Here is an 18,168-nt window from a genome sequence, read left to right as displayed (position 1 = left end):
TCAGATCATCTCCATCTCGTCGATCCGATCGAGTCCTCCGTAGCGGCGATTGCGCCGCCGGTACTCCTCCAGGCAGGCCCGGTAACCCTCGGCCCTGAAGTCGGGCCACAGGATCTGCGGGAACATCCATTCGGCATAGGCGACCTGCCACAGCATGAAGTTCGAGACGCGCTGCTCCCCCGACGTCCGGATCACCAGGTCGACGTCCGGGGTGTCCGGGTACTGAAACCGGGAGGCCAGCGCCTCCTCGGTGACGGCGTCCTCGGCGATCCCGTCCCGCACCAGCGTCCGCGCCGCGCGCACGATCGCGTCGCGCCCGCCGTGATCGAAGGCGACGGTCAGCGTCATCCGGGTGTTGTGCTCGGTCAGCTCGACGATGTCAGCGATGTCCCGGGCCAGCGACGGCGGGATCCGCGCGTCATCCCCGCCCAGGAACCGGCACCGGATCCCCCGCAGATGCAGCCAGGGCGCGTGCCTGCGCAACGCCCCCTGCACCAGCCGCATAAGGAACTCGACCTCTTCCTCAGGCCGGGTCCAGTTCTCGGTCGAGAAGGCGTACAGCGTCAGCCACTTCACTCCGCACGCATGGGACGTCTCGATCACATCGACGACGGAGCCCTCACCGACCCGATGCCCCTCCGTCCGCGGCATCCTCTTCTGCTCGGCCCACCGCCCGTTCCCGTCCATCACACAAGCCACATGCCGCGGTAATCCTGTAGCCATCACCCCTCCCGCACAGATGATTACACAGTGCAATCAGCCACGCGAGGTCTTCAACGAATCTTCAACGGGAAGGGGCGCGATCAGGACTGGATGAAAAGCAGGACCGTTGCCTACTTCGGCTCTTCTCGCGGCGAATGGCCGACAGTCGATCATGCCGTGGTGCGGATGGCCGGTCACCACATCGAGCCGGCACAGCCCGCCGACGTTTTGTCCTAACGGAACGCTGCTCGCGATCACTCCCAGACATCGCCGCACTCCTGGGATGAGGCTGAGGCTGAGGCTTCCGACCGTACCGACCACATCAGAGGCCACTGACAGAATCGCTCTCTATGCCCTAGCCTCCCCGCATGTCACCTCCGACCGTCACCCTAATACCAAGGTCTCAAATCAGTAACGCCCCGATATAAGCCCAGGTCGCGAAGTGTTCTCTCCGCGCAGGCGGAGGTGGTCCGCACCCGCTGGAGCTGCGACCCGGCGACATCATGTTCTCTCCGCGCAGGCGGAGGTGGTCCGGCCGTGGCCCGCGCGCTGCCCCGGGCGCTGGAGTTCTCTCCGCGCAGGCGGAGGTGGTCCGACCACCAGGTGACGCCCGAGCGCTGCAATCAGGTTCTCTCCGCGCAGGCGGAGGTGGTCCGTACTCGGTCGTACTGCCGACCAGGGCCTTGTCGTTCTCTCCGCGCAGGCGGAGGTGGTCCGCCGTCGTCGGACGGGTCCAGGCCCTTGGTCGCGTTCTCTCCGCGCAGGCGGAGGTGGTCCGGCCGTAGACAAGGTGATGGCGGCCGCCGTCGCGTTCTCTCCGCGCAGGCGGAGGTGGTCCGGAGATCGGTCGGTGTCCATCCGGCTTGCCACCGTTCTCTCCGCGCAGGCGGAGGTGGTCCGAGCATCAGCGACAAGATCAGGGCAGGCGCTCGGTTCTCTCCGCGCAGGCGGAGGTGGTCCCGGCCCCCCGCCACACCCACACCCCCGGCCGCGTTCTCTCCGCGCAGGCGGAGGTGGTCCGCCGCCGATGATGCCGCCGCCCGCGAGCGCCTGGTTCTCTCCGCGCAGGCGGAGGTGGTCCGACGTCCGGGACGTGGCCGCCCCGCGCGACGTCGTTCTCTCCGCGCAGGCGGAGGTGGTCCGGGTGGCGGTTGCGCCAGCAGGTGACGCGGCAGGGTTCTCTCCGCGCAGGCGGAGGTGGTCCGGCCCTAGGCGTGCGGGTCCCGCTGACCGAGCAGTTCTCTCCGCGCAGGCGGAGGTGGTCCGCCCCAGAGCCAGCCGTTTCGCCAGGTCATCACGTTCTCTCCGCGCAGGCGGAGGTGGTCCGGCTCACCATCGAAGCCGCCTCCTGACCCGACCGTTCTCTCCGCGCAGGCGGAGGTGGTCCGCAGAGGGCCGGGAGCTGCGAACTCCCGGCCCTGTTCTCTCCGCGCAGGCGGAGGTGGTCCGAGACATGCGGGGACTGCATGTGCTGCAGCTCCGTTCTCTCCGCGCAGGCGGAGGTGGTCCGTTGCCCCCCCAGCGCGCGCGGCCGCTCGTGGGTTCTCTCCGCGCAGGCGGAGGTGGTCCGCGATCGCCAATCGCATCCGCTCATGGGACGGCGTTCTCTCCGCGCAGGCGGAGGTGGTCCGGTGGACGACTCGTTCCACTCCAACCCCAAGGTGTTCTCTCCGCGCAGGCGGAGGTGGTCCGCCCGCAGGGACCACGACCGGCGACGTCCTCTACGTTCTCTCCGCGCAGGCGGAGGTGGTCCGGTGGTTTCGTCACACTGGCCTCCACCTGCGGAGTTCTCTCCGCGCAGGCGGAGGTGGTCCGTTGGCGCCGGCGCCGCGCTGCGTCACCTTCAGGTTCTCTCCGCGCAGGCGGAGGTGGTCCGATCTCGGTGAAGAAGCCGGGGTCGCTGTCTTCGGTTCTCTCCGCGCAGGCGGAGGTGGTCCGCCCGAGGTCACGGCCGAACAGTGGGCGCGGGTGTTCTCTCCGCGCAGGCGGAGGTGATCCGAGAACGAGACTCCCCTGCCCGAGGCCCGGGTGGTTCTCTCCGCGCAGGCGGAGATGGTCCGTCGGTGACGTTGGTGCCGAACCCCAGGCGCGGGTTCTCTCCGCGTAGGCAGAGGTGGTCCGGCGATGGATGCGGCGTACCCGCAGCACACCGACGTTCTCTCCGCGCAGGCGGAGGTGGTTTGGCGCGCAAGGACGTCGTGGTCGCGGTGTGCACGGTGCTGGTGGTCTGGGTGATGGGTCCGGCTACGACGACGCGGCCCGGAGATCGTCTCCGGGCCGCGTGTGTTTGGGCTGTTACCTCGTCAGGACCATCAGGGTGAAGAAGCCCGTGTACTCGCAGAAGTACGACAGGTAGGTGCCGTTACGCCGCAGTTCCGCACCCTTCGCCTTGCACTTCGCCTCCGACGAGTAGTCGCCGTACTTGATCCAGGTGGAGGCCGGGGCCGCCGAGGCGGCGGGGGCCGCCAGCGTCGTTCCGGCCGTCGCCAGGGTGACCGCCGCGAACGACGTCGCGGCCAGTCGGCCGAGCTTGGTGGGCATGAGCCATCCCTTCGGGGTGGGGGGTCGGCTGCTCCCGGCGAGACGAGGATCGGACTCGCCGGGATCATGATCATATGTCCCGTGTACCCGGGCGAGGGATGATCAACACGTGTGTTCGCGATCTTCGTTCGGTGGCTTGGGCGGGGTGCTTCACATGACGGTCGGCGAGCCCTGGGGGGTGGGCTCGCCGACCGGTTTGGGGGTGTGTTTGGTTGTCAGGGGGTCGCTGTCACGTTGTGAAGCGGTCTACCAGGTCGCGTAGGGATCGGCTCATGTCGGCCAACTCGACCGCTGCCTGGCGGGACTGTTCGGCGCCTGTCGTGGTTGCCGCGCTTGCCTCTGCTACGCCGGAGATGTTCGCTGCGATGTCGCTGCTCGTCGTGGCTGCTTCGGTGACGTTTCGGTTCATCTCGGCGGTCGTGGCGGTCTGCTCTTCTACGGCGGCGGCGATTGTGGCCTGGTAGTCGTTGATTCGGCCCGTGATCGCGCTGATCCGGCCGATCGCCTCCATCGCTGCGGCGGTGTCGTTCTGGATCGTGTCCACTCGGCGGGAAATGTCTTCGGTCGCCTTGGCGGTTTCCTGGGCCAGGTCCTTTACTTCGCCCGCGACGACGGCGAAGCCCTTGCCCGCGTCGCCTGCGCGGGCCGCTTCGATGGTCGCGTTCAGGGCCAGCAGGTTCGTTTGTTCGGCGATCGAGTTGATCAGCTTGACCACGTTGCTGATCTGGGCGGAGGACTGCTCCAGCTGGCTCATCGTGGCGCTGGTCGACTCGGTCACGACGACGGCCTCGGAGGTCACCGAGACGGCCTCGGAGGTGCTGTGGGAGATCTCGCGGATGGACAGGCCCATCTCCTCGCCGCCGGCGGCGACGGTCTCCACGTTGCGGGACACGTCGCCTGCGGCGGCGGCCACGATCGCGGCCTGGGCGCTGGTCTCCTCGGCCGAGGCGGCGATCCGCTCGGCCACGTCCAGCATCCGGGTCGAGGCCCCGGCGAGGGTCGTGCTGTGCGAGACCACCGAGGAGACCGTGTCGCGCAGCGAGCGGGTCGTCTCGTCCAGGGCCGCGCCGAGCATGCCCAGCTCGTCGTTGCGGTCCAGGTCGGCGCGGGCGGTCAGGTCGCCGGCGGCGACGCGGCGCAGGGTGGCGACGGCCTGGGCGAGCGGCCGGACGACCGAGCGGGTCACGAAGACGCTGAGGGTGATCGCGAGGGCGATCGCGACGATCAGGGTGAGGAGCAGGATGTCCTCGCCGGTGGACTTGACGTCCTCGGCCTCCGCCTGGAGGGCCGCGGCGCGGGCCTTGATGGACTTGTCCAGCGACTGGCTGAGCTTCACGCCCTGGGACCACGCCTCGCCGGCCGGGCCGCCGTTGATGTTCTCCAGCGCCTCCGCCCGGGCCTGGCGGGTGTCCTTGCGCAGCAGCTCCATGATCTTGTCGTCCCAGACGAAGAACTCGTCCCAGGCCGGGCGGAGCTTGTCGAACTGCGCGCGTTCGGCGGCGGTCAGGTACTGGGCGTGGGTGCCGTCGAGGGTGGCGTAGAGGTTCTTCTTGCTCTCCAGCTCGCCCTTGCGGTTGTAGGCGCCCGGCTCGGTGGCGGCGCGGCCGCCGATCGCGCCCGCGTCGGCGACGACCAGGCCCTGCCAGCCCGTCAGGTCGGCGACGTGGTAGGCGAAGGTCTGGATGTCGTCCTTGACCTGCCGCAACTCGTCGATCCGGGTGGAGATGGTCTCCTGCCGGGCCATCTGCCAGTTGCCGATGCCCACGGCAACGGCGATGAGCATGGTCACCGTCAGGAAGGACAGCCCGAGCCGCTTCCCGACGCCTAGGTTCCTCAGCAAAGACATGACACGTTTCCCCATCCGAGAGCTGCGCCGGTACGGCGGCTCCCCACCTTCGACAGCCGGGGGGCGGACCTGAGCGTCCCGACGGTGCCGGATCAGCGGGCGTAGCCCGGGTAGCCGTAGCCGACGATCTGGTCGGCGCGGCGGGTCTTGAGGCGGACGGCGTTGCCGGTGTTGCCCTCGACGGTGCTGACGGTGCCGTCGGCGTTGCGCTTGATCACCATGCCGACGTGCACGATGCCGTCGATGGACCTGCCGCCCCGCCAGTCGAAGAACACGACCGCGCCCGGCTTCGGCGTGCGGCCGAAGCGCCCCTGCTTCTTGAACCAGCGGGCGTGCTCGACGGTGTAGGCGTCCGCGCCGACCTGGTCGCCCAGGCCGATGCCGGCTCCGACCCAGGAGACGAACATGTCGCACCACTGGGCGTCGGCGTAGGCCTTGATCGAGCCGCCGTCGCGCTTGACGGTCTGCTGGGCCCGCGCGGTGGTCATGTACCAGGACTGGAACCTGGTCTTGCCGCGCGCGTCCTCCTTGGTGCCGGTCTGCGCGACCGCCAGCTTGACGGCGTCCTGCGCGGTGGGCTTGCGGGTGGCCTCGGGGGCGGTCTGGACGCGGGTCTCCGGGCCGGTCTGGGCGGCGGCGGGGTGAGCCACGGCGCCGAGGGAGGCGACGGTGGCGACGCCGGCGAGGACGGGGCCGGGGACGCGCAGGGCCAGGGTGAGCAGGGGCTGCTTGCGGTACTTGCCAGGCATGTGAGCCTCCATGTCGTGCCGGTCCGCCCGGAACGCGAAGGGGCGGCGGGAGACGCCGGTCTCGGCGTCGGCAGAGGGGACTGGGGGGCGAGCGGGGCGAGGGGGCAGCGGGGGGCGGGGCGAAGGGGCGGGGGTGCTTACAGCGGCTTCGGCGCGCCCTTGGTGCCGGCGCCCGAGCCCCACTTGACGACCTCGTACTTGACGCCCTTGAGGTGGCCCTCGTCACTGCCGGCGTTGTACTTGCTGGCGGGCTTCTTGCCGTCCAGCAGGTAGCGGAAGGTGTAGGTGTCCAGGTCGAGCATCACGCCGCGGTGGGAGGGCTCGCCGGGGCCTCGGTCGCCCACGAAGCCGGTCACGCTGCGGCCGTTGTAGGAGACCTTCACCTTGGTGTGCAGCGGCCAGCTCGGGGAGGCGAACAGGCCCTTCTGCATCGGCTTGCCACCGGCGGGGGCGCCGGTGTCGCCGTTGATCCCGGAACCGTCGTCCCAGAAGAAGGAGGCGGTGGTCTTGCCGGTCAGGAGCGCCTTCTCGGGTCGTCGCTTCTTGGCGGCGGACTTGCCGGGGAGATCCTTGTGGACCGCCGCGGCCTCGTACCGCTGGGGCGCGTCGTCGTTCTGGGCGGCGGAGACGCCGATGGCGAGGGCCCCGGCGAGGGCGATGCCACCGGTGGCGGTGGCGAGGGCGGGCACGTACTGCTTCGACAGGAGCTGCTTCACAGAGATACTCGCTTTTCGAGAGATTGAGCGCGCGCAAAGGTGCTGCGCTGCGGCAAAGGGCAAGAAAAGGGGCGTTTCTGAGTGATCACTCAGTGCCGTGCGGCCGGGCGGGCTTCACCGGCGGGTCGATCAGGTGTGGTCGCGGTCCGCGGTCCGGTCGGTCCTCAGGGCGCTCAGGTGGGCCTTGGCGGTGCCGGCGGCGTTCTGCGCGGCCGTGCTCAGGAAGGGCGTCAGGTGGCCGTTGAGCGCCCGGTCGAGCACCAGCGCCACGGCGGGCGCGAAGCCGGTGAGGATGCTGATCTGGTCCATCGTGCGATACCTCCGCAGTGTCCCGGCCGACGTCCGGCGCCGGTTGAGCGCACTGCCCGTTTCGTTCGACACCCCTATGACATCGGGCGGGGGTGGAGCATCCGGGTGTCCGTCGGTTGCAGGAAGGGTGTCGCGCCGACCCCGCTGGGAGCGGCCCGGGTGCGGGCCGCCCGCTTTCCCTCCGGAACGGCCCCGGCCTGCCGATGGGCAGATCACCCGGCGGCGTGCCTCGGAGGAGTCGCGCGGCGCCGGGCACGTCCCTGACGGAACAGGGGCGATCCGCTGGATCATCGTCATGGAGGACGGGCCACATGCTTCGCCTGATCACCAAATTGCAGACCCTGCTCGCCGATTCCCAGGAGCGGGGGGCCACCGCCGTCGAGTTCGGGCTCATGATGCTGCTGATCACCGTGATCAGCGTCGGCACCGTGCTGCTGCTGGCCCGGGGCCTGGGCGCCCGGTTCGGCGACCTGCTGGGCAGGCTCGGCTGACCGCCCCCTGTCCGCCGTCCGGGAGGGACCCGCCGTGACGATCATCTACGAGCCGCAGCCCGCCGCCGCCGAGCGGCTCGTCGCGCTGCTCGCCGGGCTGCCCGGCGATCTGCGGACCGCGGCGGCCCCGGCCGAGCTCGCCGCCCTGCTCGACGCCGACCCCGCCGAGGCGCTGGTGGTCGCCGGCCCCGGGACGCCGCCCGCCGACGCGCTGGCGTTCGCCGCCGACCAGCGGCTGGCCCGGCCCTGGACCGGCGTGGTGCTGCTCTCCCCCGAGGCCGACGCCGACCTGCTGCGCGCGGCGCTGCGCTCGGGTGTCCGCGAGGTCGCCGACCCCCGCGACCCGGTGGCGCTGCACGAGGCGTGCGCCCGTGCCCTGCAACTGTCGCTGCGGCTCGTCCCGGCCTCCGTTCCGGCCGCTGGGGTCGGCGTTGGTGTCGTTGATGGGGGCGACGACGGCCGTATCGTCACCGTGCTCGGCACCAAGGGCGGTTGCGGCAAGACCGCGCTTGCCACCAATCTCGCGGTGACGCTCGCCCGGACCGCCCGGCGCGGCGTCCTGCTGGTCGACCTGGACGTGCAGGCCGGGGACGTGGCCGCCGCGCTGCGCCTCGCGCCCGAGCGCGGCCTCGGCGACGCCGTCGGCCTGGCCGGTGGCCTTGACGAGGCAGGGCTGGCCTCCCTGCTCACGCCGGTCTGGCCCGGCCTGCGGGCGCTGACGGCCCCCGGGCGGCCCGCTGAGGGTGATCGGGTGGACGGGGAGCTGGTCGGCGAGGTGCTCGCCCTGGCCCGCCGCACGTTCGACCACGTCGTGGTGGACACCCCGGCCCACTTCTGCGACCCGCTGCTGGCCGCCCTGGATGCCACCGACCGCTGCCTGGTCGTCACGGCCCCTGACGTGCTGACGCTGAACAACACGCGCGTCGCGCTGGAGACGCTGGACCTGCTGGGGCATCCGGCCGAGCAGCGGATCGTCGTGCTGAACCGCGCGAACTCGCCGGTGGGGCTGACGATCCGGGACGTCGAACGGGTTCTGGGCGCACCGGTCGGGCCGCATGTGCCGTCGAGCGCGGACGTGCCGGCGTCGCTGAACCGCGGCGTGCCCATCGCCGTCGACAAGCCGGGGCATCCGGTGAGCCGCGCCATCGCGGACCTGGCCGCCAGCGCTCTGGGGGTCGCGCAGCCGCCTGCGCCGTCACGTGTGTCGCGCTGGCGGGGATGGGCGCGGCGGTCCGCGCACGAATAGGCGGCCTCCGCTCCCCGGTTTAGCGGGCTTCATCTGGTCTTTTACGGGTGGAGCGTCGTCCACGAGTTGTAGTCGTGGACGGCGATTCCCGCGTAGGAGGGGTGGTCCGCTGCGGCGGCGTCGACTTCGGACAGCGTGGTCGCCATGGTGTGGGCGCCCTGCTCGTGGAACGTGCATGCCGAGCAGGTGGGGAGCGGGGTTGTTTCCGCGCCCAGGTGCACGGGGCGGCCTGCTCGGTCGGCGCGGGTCAGCATGTCGGTGCCGACTGCTAGTAGTGAGTCGGGGCCGGTGGCGGTGTCGCGGTAGCTCATCACCGTCACGGCGTCGGCGTGGGTGAGGACGGCGTCGGCGAGGGTGGTGTTGTTCGCGGGGATGGTCCCGTACCAGAACGGGACGTCCACCTGTAGCGGGCGCTGGTCGGCGTTCGCCATCGCGGCGAGCAAGGACGTGAACGCGGCCACGGTGCGGGGGCGGTCGGTGTTCCACGCGGGCAGCGCGTAGGGCTCCACGTCGATGTGGGTCGCGGCGAACAGGCCGGTGCTCAGGGCCGTGCGCTGCCAGTGCAGGGCTGTGGTGTGGTCGAAGGCCCAGTCGGGCTCGCCGCCCAGGGCGGAGAGGCGGATTCCGGCGTTGTCGCAGCGTTGCTTGAGTTCGCGTAGGCGGGCTAGTTCGGTGGGGGCGGGTGTCGTTGAGATGTGGGCGTAGATCTCGTTGACGTTTTGGTCTGTTGCCCAGGTGACGACTTTGGCGGGGGCGGCTGTTCGTTGCCAGAGCCACATCGCGCGGGGGGCGGGGGCGTCGGGTCTGAGGGCGATGGCCGTCAGGGTTCCGCCGAGCACGGCCAGGGCCAGCAGGGTGAGCAGGACGATGTGGCGTGGTGGTCTGGCTATGTGCCGGGGTCGTCCCATCGCTCGCTCCTTCCGCCGGCCGGGCTGTTCAGGGTGCGGTGCCGGGGGGTGGCGTGGGCGGGTGTTGAGTTCAGCCGGTGTACGCGGGGTGGCCGAAGCCGACCACGTTGCCCAGGGTGCGCTTGCGGGTGACGACCTTGTTGCTCACGTTACCCTCGACCGTCGTGATCGATCCGTCGGGGTTGACGGCGGTGACCAGGCCGATGTGGTCGATGGCGTTGATGCTGCGGGAGCCGCCCCAGTCGTAGAAGACGAAGTCGCCGGGACGCGGGGTGCGGTCGAAGCGGCCCTTCTTCGCGAACCAGGAGGCGTGGGACGGCGTGTAGGCGAAGACGCCGGTGGCGGCGGTCTGGCCGATGGTCGCCGAGGCCCAGCCCAGGAACATGTCGCACCAGGCCGCTCCGGCGAACCCCTTCTGACGGGTGTAGCCGTCGTACCAGCGGCCGTAGGAGGAGGTGCCGTCGGCGGCTTCGCCTTGGCCGAGCTGGCTCTTCGCCGTCGCGATCATGCGTTGGGCCGCCGTTCCACCGGCGGCGGCCGCCACGGTCGGGGCGGTCGGGGCGGTCAGGCCGGTTGCGGCGGTCGTGTCGGGTGTGACAGTTGTGCCGGACGTGACGGTTGCGTCAGGTGCGGTGATCGGCTCGGTCGTGTCCTGCGCCACCGGCGGCGCGGCGGCCGGGGGCGGCGCGGGGAGCGTCTTCACCTGCTGGTCCAGCTGCGTCATCCGGTCCTGCAACCAGTCCGAGGGCGCAGTGTCGGATCCCCCCGGGACCGGGGTCGCCCCGGCCGCCCCTGCCGTCGCCACGGCGACGCCGGTCGCGAGGGCGAGACCGGTGCCGACCAGCAGGCCGCGGCAGGCGAGACCGGAGACGGGGAGGGCAGGGGCGTACCGGGGCAAGGGTGGGTTCCTTTCCTGGAGGGAGGTGGGGGGATCTCGCCGAGGCGGGCGTCAGCGCAGGCCGTAGATCCGCTGCATCCCGCGGTAGTCGCCGAGGCCGAGCGTGCGCTTGGCGGTCGTGCACGCGCCCACGGCGGTCGCCATGGTCTGCGTGCCGTGGCTGGACAACGACACGTGGCCGAGGCCGAAGGCGTGGCCCCACTCGTGGCTGAGGACCGACTCCAGGTCGAAGGTGTTGGAGCAACGGCCGGGCTTGGTGGTGAACCACTTGTAGCGGGTGTTGATCGCGATGTCGGTGGACACCACCCGGTGGTCGCCGGCCGTCGACCAGGCGCAGGTCACCGCGAGCACCGACGACGGCAGCTTCTTCCAGCCGACGACGCTGTAGCCGTCCTGCTTGCCGCAGGAGGTGGCGGTCACGGCGGGGGCGCGGCGGGAGGTGCCCGCGTACTTCTGGCCCACCTTGAACGAGCGCTTCAGGCCGCAGTCGTTGTAGCCCTTGACCAGGCGGCTCACCGCCGTCGAGGTGGTCTTGGCGGCGGTGCGGGAGACCGACGACGGCGCGCCGGCGCCGTTGTAGTACCACTTCAGGGTGCCGGAGACGCGCCAGCCCGTGCGCGAGTAGGCGCCGTCGGTGCACTGGCGGCGGGCCGCGGTCGCGGACAGGTCGCCGCCGCCGGACTGGCCCTCGTCACCGGGCTTTCCGGGGCCGTCGACGATCGGGCCCACCCCGTCGACGAAGGAGATGATGCGGGTGGCGACGGGGGCGGCGGGCGCCGCCAGGTCGGCGGCGGACATCGGCAGGCCGGCGGTGGCCGCGGCGGGGGCCGCCAGCGCCGCGACGGCGACGACGGCCCAGCCCGCCGCCGTCCAGCAGGGGTTCTTCAGAGCAGGGGTGCGCATTGCGGTGACTTCCCTTGGCGACAGGTGGTGCGGGCTCGCGCGCCGAAGTGGCGGCGGCGCTCGCGTTGTCGCCCTGAAAGATCGCCATAAGGGAGTTCATGCTTAGGCAAAAAGGGAGCCCGGAGGGTTTAGCACCCTCCGGGCTCCCGTTCTGCTACCGGCGAGGTCAGAAGCGGACGCCCCAGCTGTCGAGGTGGCCGTTCTTGCGCAGCGGGAACAGGGTGCGCACCCGCAGGGTCCACTTCCCGTCCAGCGTGCGGCCGGTGACCGGGACGGTGTAGCTCGCCACCAGGTCGGCCCCGCGCTCGCGCAGCCGCGGCGTGCGGAGCGTGACGGTGCGGCGGTCGGGCAGGACGAGCTGGACCATCAGGTCGGCGCGGGTGGCCCGCTTGACCTTCACCTCCACCTTGACGCTCTTCCGGGTGTCACCGGCGCGGCCGGTGACCGTGACGCTGCTGGTCGAGCCGCTCCACTTGCGCGCCAGCGGGACGTCGGTCCCGTTGCCGAAGTAGGCGCCCGGCAGGGGGGCGGGCACCGGGGGCTGCTCGGGGGCGGGTTCGGTGCCGCTGTAGGCGAGGCGGTTCGGCGAGCCGGAGCCGGGGTTGGCGACGATGTCGGGGGTGGCGTTCCCCGTCAGCGCGGCGCTCACCTGCTGCGGGGTGGCGCCGAGGTTGTCGGCCAGGTACAGCGCGGCGAGCCCGGCGACGTGCGGGGCGGCCATGGAGGTGCCGCTCAGCGCGCGGGTGGCGGAGTCGCCGCTGTTCCACGCCGAGGTGATGCCGACGCCGGGCGCGAACACGTCCACGGCGCTGCCGAAGTTGGAGAACGAGGCGCGGGCGTCGTCGCGGCCGGTCGCCCCGACGGTGATCGCCTCGGCCACGCGCGCGGGCGAGGTGCGGGAGGCGTCGATGCCGTCGTTGCCCGCCGCGACGGCGTAGGTGACGCCCGCGGCGACCGAGCGCCGCACCGCGTCGTCCAGGGCGGAGCTGGTGCCGCCGCCGAGGCTCATGTTGGCCACCGACGGCCCGGTGACGTGCTGGGTCACCCAGTCCACCCCGGCGATCACGGCGGAGTAGCTGCCCGAGCCGTCGCAGCCGAGCACCCGCACCGGGTGCAGGGTGACGCCCTTGGCGACGCCCGAGGCGGCCCCGCCGATGGTGCCGGCCACGTGGGTGCCGTGGCCGTTGCAGTCGGCGGTGCCCTGGCCGTCGCCGACGGTGTCCACCCCGGCGGCGACGCGGCCGCCGAAGTCGGCGTGGGTGGCGCGGATGCCGGTGTCGATCACGTAGACGTCCACGCCCAGCGCGGCCGACGGGTAGCTGTAGGCGCCGTCCAGGGTGCGTCCGCGCTGGTCCAGGCGGTCCAGGCCCCAGCCGGGCCCGTTCTGGGTGTCGGTGGCGCGGAGCCGGGCGTCCTGCTCGACGTAGGCGACGGCGGAGTCGGCGGCCAGGCGGCGGGCCTGCGCCTCGGTGGCGCTCACGGTGAAGCCCTTGACGCCCGCGGCGAAGGTGCGGGAGACCCGGCCGCCGTGCCGCGCGACCGCGCGGGAGGCGTCGCGGCCCACGGCGGACTTGGGCACGGCCGCGTCCTTGAACACGACGTTGTACCGGTCCTTGATCAGCTGGCCCGCGGGCTTGCGGACCGGGCCGGTGTCGGCGGACGCCGGGACCGCCACGGCCGCGCCCGTCGCGGCGAGGGCGGCGGCGAGCACGCCTGCGGTCATGGCGGCGCGCGCGGGCCGCCGGGACCGCTTGCCGGTTCGGCTCATCTGCTGTCCTTCCTTGGGAGCCCGGGGCTCGGCCCCCCGGCGCGGCGTCCTGCCGCGCGGGGCGGCGTCGCCGTCGGGATGCCGCGGGCTGATGGGGCTTATGTCTGCGTATCGACGGCGCGGCGGCACGGCTGAGGGGAAAGGGCGCGCAACGAATCCGGCGGGCTTCCTCAGGTGGCCCCCCGCCCGGCCGAAGGACAGGTCGGCGCAGCCTAAGAGGGAGGAAGCCGTGGAGGAACTGGGTGAGATCATCCAGGAGTTCCTGGTCGAGAGCCACGAGAACCTGGACCAGCTGGACCGGGACCTGGTGGCACTGGAGCAGGACCCCGGTTCGCGGGAGATGTTGTCGAGCATCTTCCGCACCATTCACACCATCAAGGGCACGAGCGGCTTCCTGGCGTTCCACCGGCTGGAGACGCTGACCCACGCGGGCGAGTCGTTGTTGTCGCGGTTGCGCGACGGCGTGCAGCAGATGAACCCGAGCAGCGCCGACGCGCTGCTGCGCATGGTGGACGTCGTGCGCGTCCTGCTCAGCGCCATCGAGGAGACCGGCGGCGAGGGCGAGGTCGACGTCGAGCCCGTCATCGCGATGGTCACCGCCTGCATCGAGGACCCGGCGGCCCCGGCCCCGGCTCCCGCCGCGCCCGCCGCGGAGGCGGAGCCCGCGTCCGTCGCGGAGCCTGAGGTGGAGGCCGCGCCCGAGGAGGCTCCGGCCGCCCCGGTGGCCGAGGCGCCCGCCGCGCCCGCTCCCCCGGCCGCCCCCGCCGCCGAGGAGCCGGCGGGCCAGCACGGGGCCCGGCGCAGCGTCGCCGACAGCTCCATCCGCGTGGACGTCGACCTGCTGGACGCCCTGATGCGCCTGGTCGGCGAGCTGGTGCTCACCCGCAACCAGATCATGCGCGGCGTCGGCGTGGTCGCCGACCCGACGCTGACCCGCACCACCCAGCGGCTCAACCTGATCACGACCGAGCTGCAGGAGAGCGTCATGAAGACGCGCATGCAGCCCATCGAGCACATCTGGTCCAAGCTGCCGCGCGTCGTGCGCGACCTCAGCAGCACCTGCGGCAAGCGGGTGCGGCTGGTGATGGAGGGCAAGGAGACCGAGCTCGACCGCAGCCTGCTGGAGGCGGTCAAGGACCCGCTGACCCACCTGGTCCGCAACGCCGTGGACCACGGCGTCGAGTCGCCCGAGGAGCGCGCCGCCGGGGGCAAGAACCCCGAGGGCACCCTCACGCTGCGCGCCTACCACGAGGGCGGCCACGTCATCGTGGAGATCGCCGACGACGGCGGCGGCATCGACCCCGACCGCGTGGCGCGCACCGCGCTGGACCGCGGCGTGGCCACCCGCGAGCAGCTGGCCCGGATGGACAACCGGGAGATCATCTCGCTGGTGTTCCAGCCCGGCTTCTCCACCGCCAAGGCCGTGACCAACGTGTCGGGCCGCGGCGTCGGCATGGACGTGGTCAAGACCAACATCGAGCAGATCGGCGGCGCGGTGGACGTGGAGTCCACCGTCGGCGCCGGCACGACCTGGCGGCTCACCATCCCGCTGACCCTGGCGATCATCCAGGCCCTCACCGTCGCGTGCGGCGAGGAGTGCTACGCCATCCCGCAGGTCGGGGTGGACGAGCTGGTCTTCGTGGACAGCCAGTCCGGCCAGGAGATCGAGCACGTGTCCGGCGCGCCGGTCTACCGGCTGCGCGGCAAGCTGCTGCCGCTGGTGCGGCTGGACGAGACGCTCGGGCTGCCCGCCGGCAGCAGCGACCGCGACGTCTACATCGTGGTGCTGCAGGCCGACGGCCGCCGCTTCGGCCTGGTCGTGGACCGCGTCCTCAACACCGAGGAGATCGTGGTGAAGCCGCTCACCGGGCGGCTGAAGGACGTCGGCGCCTACGCGGGCGCCACCATCCTCGGCGACGGCAAGGTCGCGCTGATCCTGGACACCCCGTCGCTCGCCCGCCGCTCGCACCTGGCCGCCGAGGCCGTCGAGCGCGCCGAGCTGGAGATGGGCGGCGCCGAGCAGGAGCTCGGCCGCATCGAGCGGCTGCTGATCACCGGGATCGGGGAGCGCCGCGTGGCGATCCCGCTGGGCATGGTCACCCGCCTGGAGGAGTTCGCGGTCGACCGCATCGAGCGCGTCGGCCACCGCGAGGTGGTGCAGTACCGGAGCCAGATCCTGCCGGTGGTCCGGCTGTCGGCCCTGCTCGGCACCTACGACGTGGAGCCCGAGGGCGAGACCGTGCCCGCGGTGGTCTACACCGAGCGCGGCCGCAGCGTCGCGCTGATCGTGCAGGACATCGTGGACATCGTCGAGGACCGCATCGACACCCGCAGCGACCTGGACGACGACGGGCTCACCGGTTCCACGGTGATCCAGCAGCGGGTCACCGAGCTGCTGGACGTGCGGCGCGCCATCATGGCCGCCGATCCCAACTTCTACACCGAGATGCCCGACACGATGGTGGGAGCCTGACCATGCCGAGCCGCCAGTACGCCACCTTCGAGGTCGCCGACCAGCTGTTCGGGGTGGACGTCTCCCAGGTGCAGGAGGTCCTGCGCTTCTCCGAGTACACGCGGGTGCCGCTCGCGCCGACCTCGATCGGCGGGCTGTTCAACCTGCGGGGCCAGGTCATCGCCGCGGTGGACCTGCGGGTCCAGCTCGGCCTGCCCGGCCGCGACCTCGGGGAGTCGGCCATGAACGTGATCGTGTCGGTGGACGAGGAGTGGGTCAGCCTGCTCGTGGACCGCATCGGCGAGGTCATCGAGCTGGGCGACGACGCCTTCGAGCCGCCGCCCGACACCATGGGCAGCGCCTACCGCAACCTGATCATCGGCACCTTCAAGCTGGAGAACCGGCTGATGCTGGCGCTGGACGCGCGCCGCGCCATCGAGATCACCAAGCCCGAGGAGAGCCGGCTGGCCGACGCGGTCTGACCGCGCGGCCCCTGGCCCTCCTCCTCTCCCCCGCCCCCCAGGGCGGGCACGCCGGCCGGCGGCTCACCGGTCGGCGTGCCCGCCCTTTCCCCGTGCCGCCGGCCGGCGGCGCGGCGGAACGAACCCCAGTTGCAACCGTCGAAACCTCACGCTCCCCGTCGCGCTGACGATAAGGAGCGCGACAGAAGGACGGCGCCCCCAAGGCCCGTCCGCCCCATGTACAGGAAGGCCGTCGCGTGGTCTCAGTTCTCGTGGTCGACGACTCGGTCGTCGTGCGCCGCCTGATCGTCGACGCGCTGGGTTCCGATCCCGCCCTCCAGGTGGTCGGCACCGCGCCGAACGGCCGCGTCGCGCTCGCCAAGATCGAGTCGCTCCGGCCCGACGTGGTGACCCTCGACATCGAGATGCCGGTGCTGGACGGGCTCGCCACCCTGCGCGAGCTGCGCCGCACCCACCCCCGGCTGCCGGTGATCATGTTCAGCACGCTGACCGCCGCGGGCGCCTCGGCGACGCTGGAGGCGCTCGCCGCCGGCGCGAGCGACTACGTGACCAAGCCCGCCAACGTGGGCAGCGTCACCGAGTCGGTCCGCAGCGTCCGCGAGCAGATCATCCCGCGCATCCACGCGTTGTGCGGCCGGCGGCCGTCGGCCCGCCCCGCCGCCGCCCGCCGCCCGGTGGGGCCGCCGCCGGACGGCGCGGGCACGCCGCAGATCGTGGCGATCGGCTGCTCCACCGGCGGCCCCGAGGCGCTGACCAGCGTCGTCAAGGCGCTGCCGGCGTCGTTCCCGGTGCCGGTCGTGGTGGTGCAGCACATGCCGCGCGTGTTCACCCGCATGTTCGCCGAGCGGCTGGACCGCACCGCCGCGCTGCAGGTGGTCGAGACCCAGAGCGGCGTCCCGCTGCGCGCGGGCACCGTCCACATCGCGCCCGGCGACTACCACCTGGAGCTGGTGCGGCGCGGCACCGACGTCGTCACCCGGCTCCAGCAGGGGCCGCCGGAGAACTTCTGCCGCCCCGCCGTGGACGTGCTGTTCCGGTCGGTCGCCGCCGCCTACCCGGCCGGCTCGGTGCTCGCCGCCGTGCTGACCGGCATGGGGCAGGACGGCCGCCGCGGCTGCCACGACCTGCGGGCGCGCGGCGCCGAGATCGTCGCCCAGGACGAGGCCACCTCGGTGGTGTGGGGCATGCCCGGCGCCGTGGTCGGCGACGGCCTGGCGCACGAGGTGCTGCCCCTCGACGACATCCCCCACCATCTGCTGACCCGCGTCGCGGGCGGCCGCGCGGCCAGGAATCGAGGATGACGCGATGGCTCTGACCACCCAGGAGTTCGCCTTCGTCTGCGGGCTCGTCCGGCGCGAGGCGGCGATCGTCCTCGAACCGGGCAAGGAGTACCTGGTGGAGGCGCGGCTGCTGCCGCTCGCCCGCCGGGCCGGGATCGCGACGGTCGGCGAGTTCGTGGGGCGCGCGCAACGCGAGCGCCTCCTCGCCGAGCAGATCGTCGACGCCCTGACCACCAACGAGACCTCGTGGATGCGCGACCGGGAACCGTTCTCGGCGTTCACCGACGTCGTGCTGCCCGAGCTGGCGGCCGCCCGGCCGCCGCTGCACCGGCTGCGGGTCTGGTCGGCGGCCTGCTCCAGCGGCCAGGAGCCCTACGGCCTGGCCATGCTGCTGGAGGACGCGCTGACCGGCGGGCGGCAGTACGAGATCGTCGCCACCGACATCTCCGCCGAGATGATCGAGCGGGCGAAGGCCGGCCGGTTCAGCCAGCTGGAGGTCAACCGGGGGCTGCCGGTGCCGCTGCTGGTCAAGCACTTCCAGCGGGCCGGCACCGAGTGGCAGGTCTCCGACGCGCTGCGCCGCAAGATCACCTTCAAGCGCGTGAACCTGGCGGCGCCGCTGGCGCCGATGCCGGCGTTCGACGTGGTGTTCCTGCGCAACGTGCTCATCTATTTCGACCTGCCCACCAAGCGGGCCGTGTTGCAGAGCGTCCGCCGGCTGCTGCGGCCGGACGGATGGCTGTTCCTCGGAGCGGCCGAAACCACCATTGGAATCGACGACGGCTTCCAGCGCGTCGTCGCCGGACGCGCCTCGGCCTACCGGCCGCGCGCCTCCGTCGCGGCGCCGGTCAACGTCATGGGAAGGAGGTGACCTGCG

Annotated in this window: 16 protein-coding genes and 1 CRISPR repeat array; of the genes, 6 read left to right on the top strand and 10 right to left on the bottom strand. The window is 72.0% G+C overall.

Features of this window, described 5'->3' with window-relative positions; genetic code table 11:
- From uppS to AH6_RS03600, 6 genes are all read right to left on the bottom strand, one after another.
- The gene (uppS, locus tag AH6_RS03625; RefSeq protein ID WP_067473418.1) at positions 1-723 is read right to left on the bottom strand and encodes a polyprenyl diphosphate synthase; all 723 of its coding nucleotides are present in this window, start codon (positions 721-723) and stop codon (positions 1-3) included.
- 423 nt (positions 724-1,146) lie between these two features.
- Positions 1,147-2,885: direct repeats of the CRISPR family, unit length 29 nt; unit sequence GTTCTCTCCGCGCAGGCGGAGGTGGTCCG.
- 112 nt (positions 2,886-2,997) lie between these two features.
- Positions 2,998-3,243: a hypothetical protein gene (locus tag AH6_RS03620; protein WP_067473412.1), complete on the bottom strand. Its 246-nt coding sequence runs from the start codon at positions 3,241-3,243 to the stop codon at positions 2,998-3,000.
- Between the two features lie 229 nt (positions 3,244-3,472).
- On the bottom strand, positions 3,473-5,089 hold the full coding sequence (locus AH6_RS03615; RefSeq protein WP_067473408.1) for a methyl-accepting chemotaxis protein: 1,617 nt from the start codon (positions 5,087-5,089) through the stop codon (positions 3,473-3,475).
- Between the two features lie 92 nt (positions 5,090-5,181).
- On the bottom strand, positions 5,182-5,838 hold the full coding sequence (locus tag AH6_RS03610; protein WP_245679161.1) for a CHAP domain-containing protein: 657 nt from the start codon (positions 5,836-5,838) through the stop codon (positions 5,182-5,184).
- Between the two features lie 137 nt (positions 5,839-5,975).
- A complete protein-coding gene (locus tag AH6_RS03605) occupies positions 5,976-6,554 on the bottom strand; it encodes a hypothetical protein (protein ID WP_245679160.1) in 579 nt (192 codons plus the stop codon).
- A 129-nt stretch (positions 6,555-6,683) separates the two neighbouring features.
- The gene (locus AH6_RS03600; RefSeq protein ID WP_067473399.1) at positions 6,684-6,863 is read right to left on the bottom strand and encodes a hypothetical protein; all 180 of its coding nucleotides are present in this window, start codon (positions 6,861-6,863) and stop codon (positions 6,684-6,686) included.
- 311 nt (positions 6,864-7,174) lie between these two features.
- Between AH6_RS03600 and AH6_RS03595 the strand changes: the two genes are divergently transcribed.
- Both AH6_RS03595 and AH6_RS03590 read left to right on the top strand, forming a co-directional pair.
- Complete coding sequence (locus tag AH6_RS03595; protein WP_067473394.1) at positions 7,175-7,354, top strand: Flp family type IVb pilin; 180 nt, start codon at positions 7,175-7,177, stop codon at positions 7,352-7,354.
- A 34-nt stretch (positions 7,355-7,388) separates the two neighbouring features.
- The gene (locus tag AH6_RS03590; protein ID WP_067473392.1) at positions 7,389-8,600 is read left to right on the top strand and encodes a CpaE/TadZ family protein; all 1,212 of its coding nucleotides are present in this window, start codon (positions 7,389-7,391) and stop codon (positions 8,598-8,600) included.
- 41 nt (positions 8,601-8,641) lie between these two features.
- Here AH6_RS03590 and AH6_RS03585 read toward each other — a convergent pair whose 3' ends face one another.
- From AH6_RS03585 to AH6_RS03570, 4 genes are all read right to left on the bottom strand, one after another.
- Positions 8,642-9,508 carry a hypothetical protein gene (locus AH6_RS03585; protein WP_067473390.1) on the bottom strand — a complete coding sequence of 289 codons (867 nt, stop codon included), beginning with the start codon at positions 9,506-9,508 and terminating at the stop codon, positions 8,642-8,644.
- Positions 9,509-9,578: 70 nt separating this feature from the next.
- Positions 9,579-10,406, bottom strand: coding sequence for a CHAP domain-containing protein (locus AH6_RS03580; RefSeq protein ID WP_067473388.1), 828 nt, complete (start codon positions 10,404-10,406; stop codon positions 9,579-9,581).
- A 51-nt stretch (positions 10,407-10,457) separates the two neighbouring features.
- Positions 10,458-11,309 carry a matrixin family metalloprotease gene (locus AH6_RS42000; RefSeq protein WP_083982189.1) on the bottom strand — a complete coding sequence of 284 codons (852 nt, stop codon included), beginning with the start codon at positions 11,307-11,309 and terminating at the stop codon, positions 10,458-10,460.
- 166 nt (positions 11,310-11,475) lie between these two features.
- Positions 11,476-13,077 (bottom strand): S8 family peptidase, encoded by a 1,602-nt coding sequence (locus tag AH6_RS03570; RefSeq protein ID WP_245679159.1) that lies wholly within the window; start codon positions 13,075-13,077, stop codon positions 11,476-11,478.
- 229 nt (positions 13,078-13,306) lie between these two features.
- On the opposite strand from AH6_RS03570, the gene AH6_RS03565 reads away from it, so the two are divergent.
- From AH6_RS03565 to AH6_RS03550, 4 genes are all read left to right on the top strand, one after another.
- Positions 13,307-15,550, top strand: a complete 2,244-nt coding sequence (locus AH6_RS03565) for a chemotaxis protein CheW (protein WP_067473385.1) — start codon at positions 13,307-13,309, stop codon at positions 15,548-15,550.
- A gap of 2 nt (positions 15,551-15,552) precedes the next feature.
- Positions 15,553-16,011: a chemotaxis protein CheW gene (locus AH6_RS03560; protein ID WP_067473380.1), complete on the top strand. Its 459-nt coding sequence runs from the start codon at positions 15,553-15,555 to the stop codon at positions 16,009-16,011.
- A 236-nt stretch (positions 16,012-16,247) separates the two neighbouring features.
- A complete protein-coding gene (locus AH6_RS03555) occupies positions 16,248-17,312 on the top strand; it encodes a protein-glutamate methylesterase/protein-glutamine glutaminase (RefSeq protein ID WP_067473377.1) in 1,065 nt (354 codons plus the stop codon).
- Between the two features lie 4 nt (positions 17,313-17,316).
- Complete coding sequence (locus tag AH6_RS03550) at positions 17,317-18,162, top strand: CheR family methyltransferase (protein ID WP_067473375.1); 846 nt, start codon at positions 17,317-17,319, stop codon at positions 18,160-18,162.
- Positions 18,163-18,168 lie beyond the last annotated feature (6 nt).

Source organism: Actinomadura hibisca NBRC 15177 (genome assembly GCF_001552635.1).
GTDB classification, from domain to species: Bacteria; Actinomycetota; Actinomycetes; order Streptosporangiales; family Streptosporangiaceae; genus Spirillospora; species Spirillospora hibisca.
Note: the sequence above shows the minus strand (reverse complement) of the source record. Positions and strands in the feature narration are given on the sequence as shown.

Coding starts and splice junctions, on each gene's coding strand:
- uppS (WP_067473418.1), bottom strand. CDS start 723: ATGGCTACAGGATTACCGCGGCATGTGGCTTGTGTGATGGACGGGAAC.
- AH6_RS03620 (WP_067473412.1), bottom strand. CDS start 3,243: ATGCCCACCAAGCTCGGCCGACTGGCCGCGACGTCGTTCGCGGCGGTC.
- AH6_RS03615 (WP_067473408.1), bottom strand. CDS start 5,089: ATGTCTTTGCTGAGGAACCTAGGCGTCGGGAAGCGGCTCGGGCTGTCC.
- AH6_RS03610 (WP_245679161.1), bottom strand. CDS start 5,838: ATGCCTGGCAAGTACCGCAAGCAGCCCCTGCTCACCCTGGCCCTGCGC.
- AH6_RS03600 (WP_067473399.1), bottom strand. CDS start 6,863: ATGGACCAGATCAGCATCCTCACCGGCTTCGCGCCCGCCGTGGCGCTG.
- AH6_RS03595 (WP_067473394.1), top strand. CDS start 7,175: ATGCTTCGCCTGATCACCAAATTGCAGACCCTGCTCGCCGATTCCCAG.
- AH6_RS03585 (WP_067473390.1), bottom strand. CDS start 9,508: ATGGGACGACCCCGGCACATAGCCAGACCACCACGCCACATCGTCCTG.
- AH6_RS42000 (WP_083982189.1), bottom strand. CDS start 11,309: ATGCGCACCCCTGCTCTGAAGAACCCCTGCTGGACGGCGGCGGGCTGG.
- AH6_RS03570 (WP_245679159.1), bottom strand. CDS start 13,077: ATGAGCCGAACCGGCAAGCGGTCCCGGCGGCCCGCGCGCGCCGCCATG.
- AH6_RS03560 (WP_067473380.1), top strand. CDS start 15,553: ATGCCGAGCCGCCAGTACGCCACCTTCGAGGTCGCCGACCAGCTGTTC.
- AH6_RS03550 (WP_067473375.1), top strand. CDS start 17,317: ATGGCTCTGACCACCCAGGAGTTCGCCTTCGTCTGCGGGCTCGTCCGG.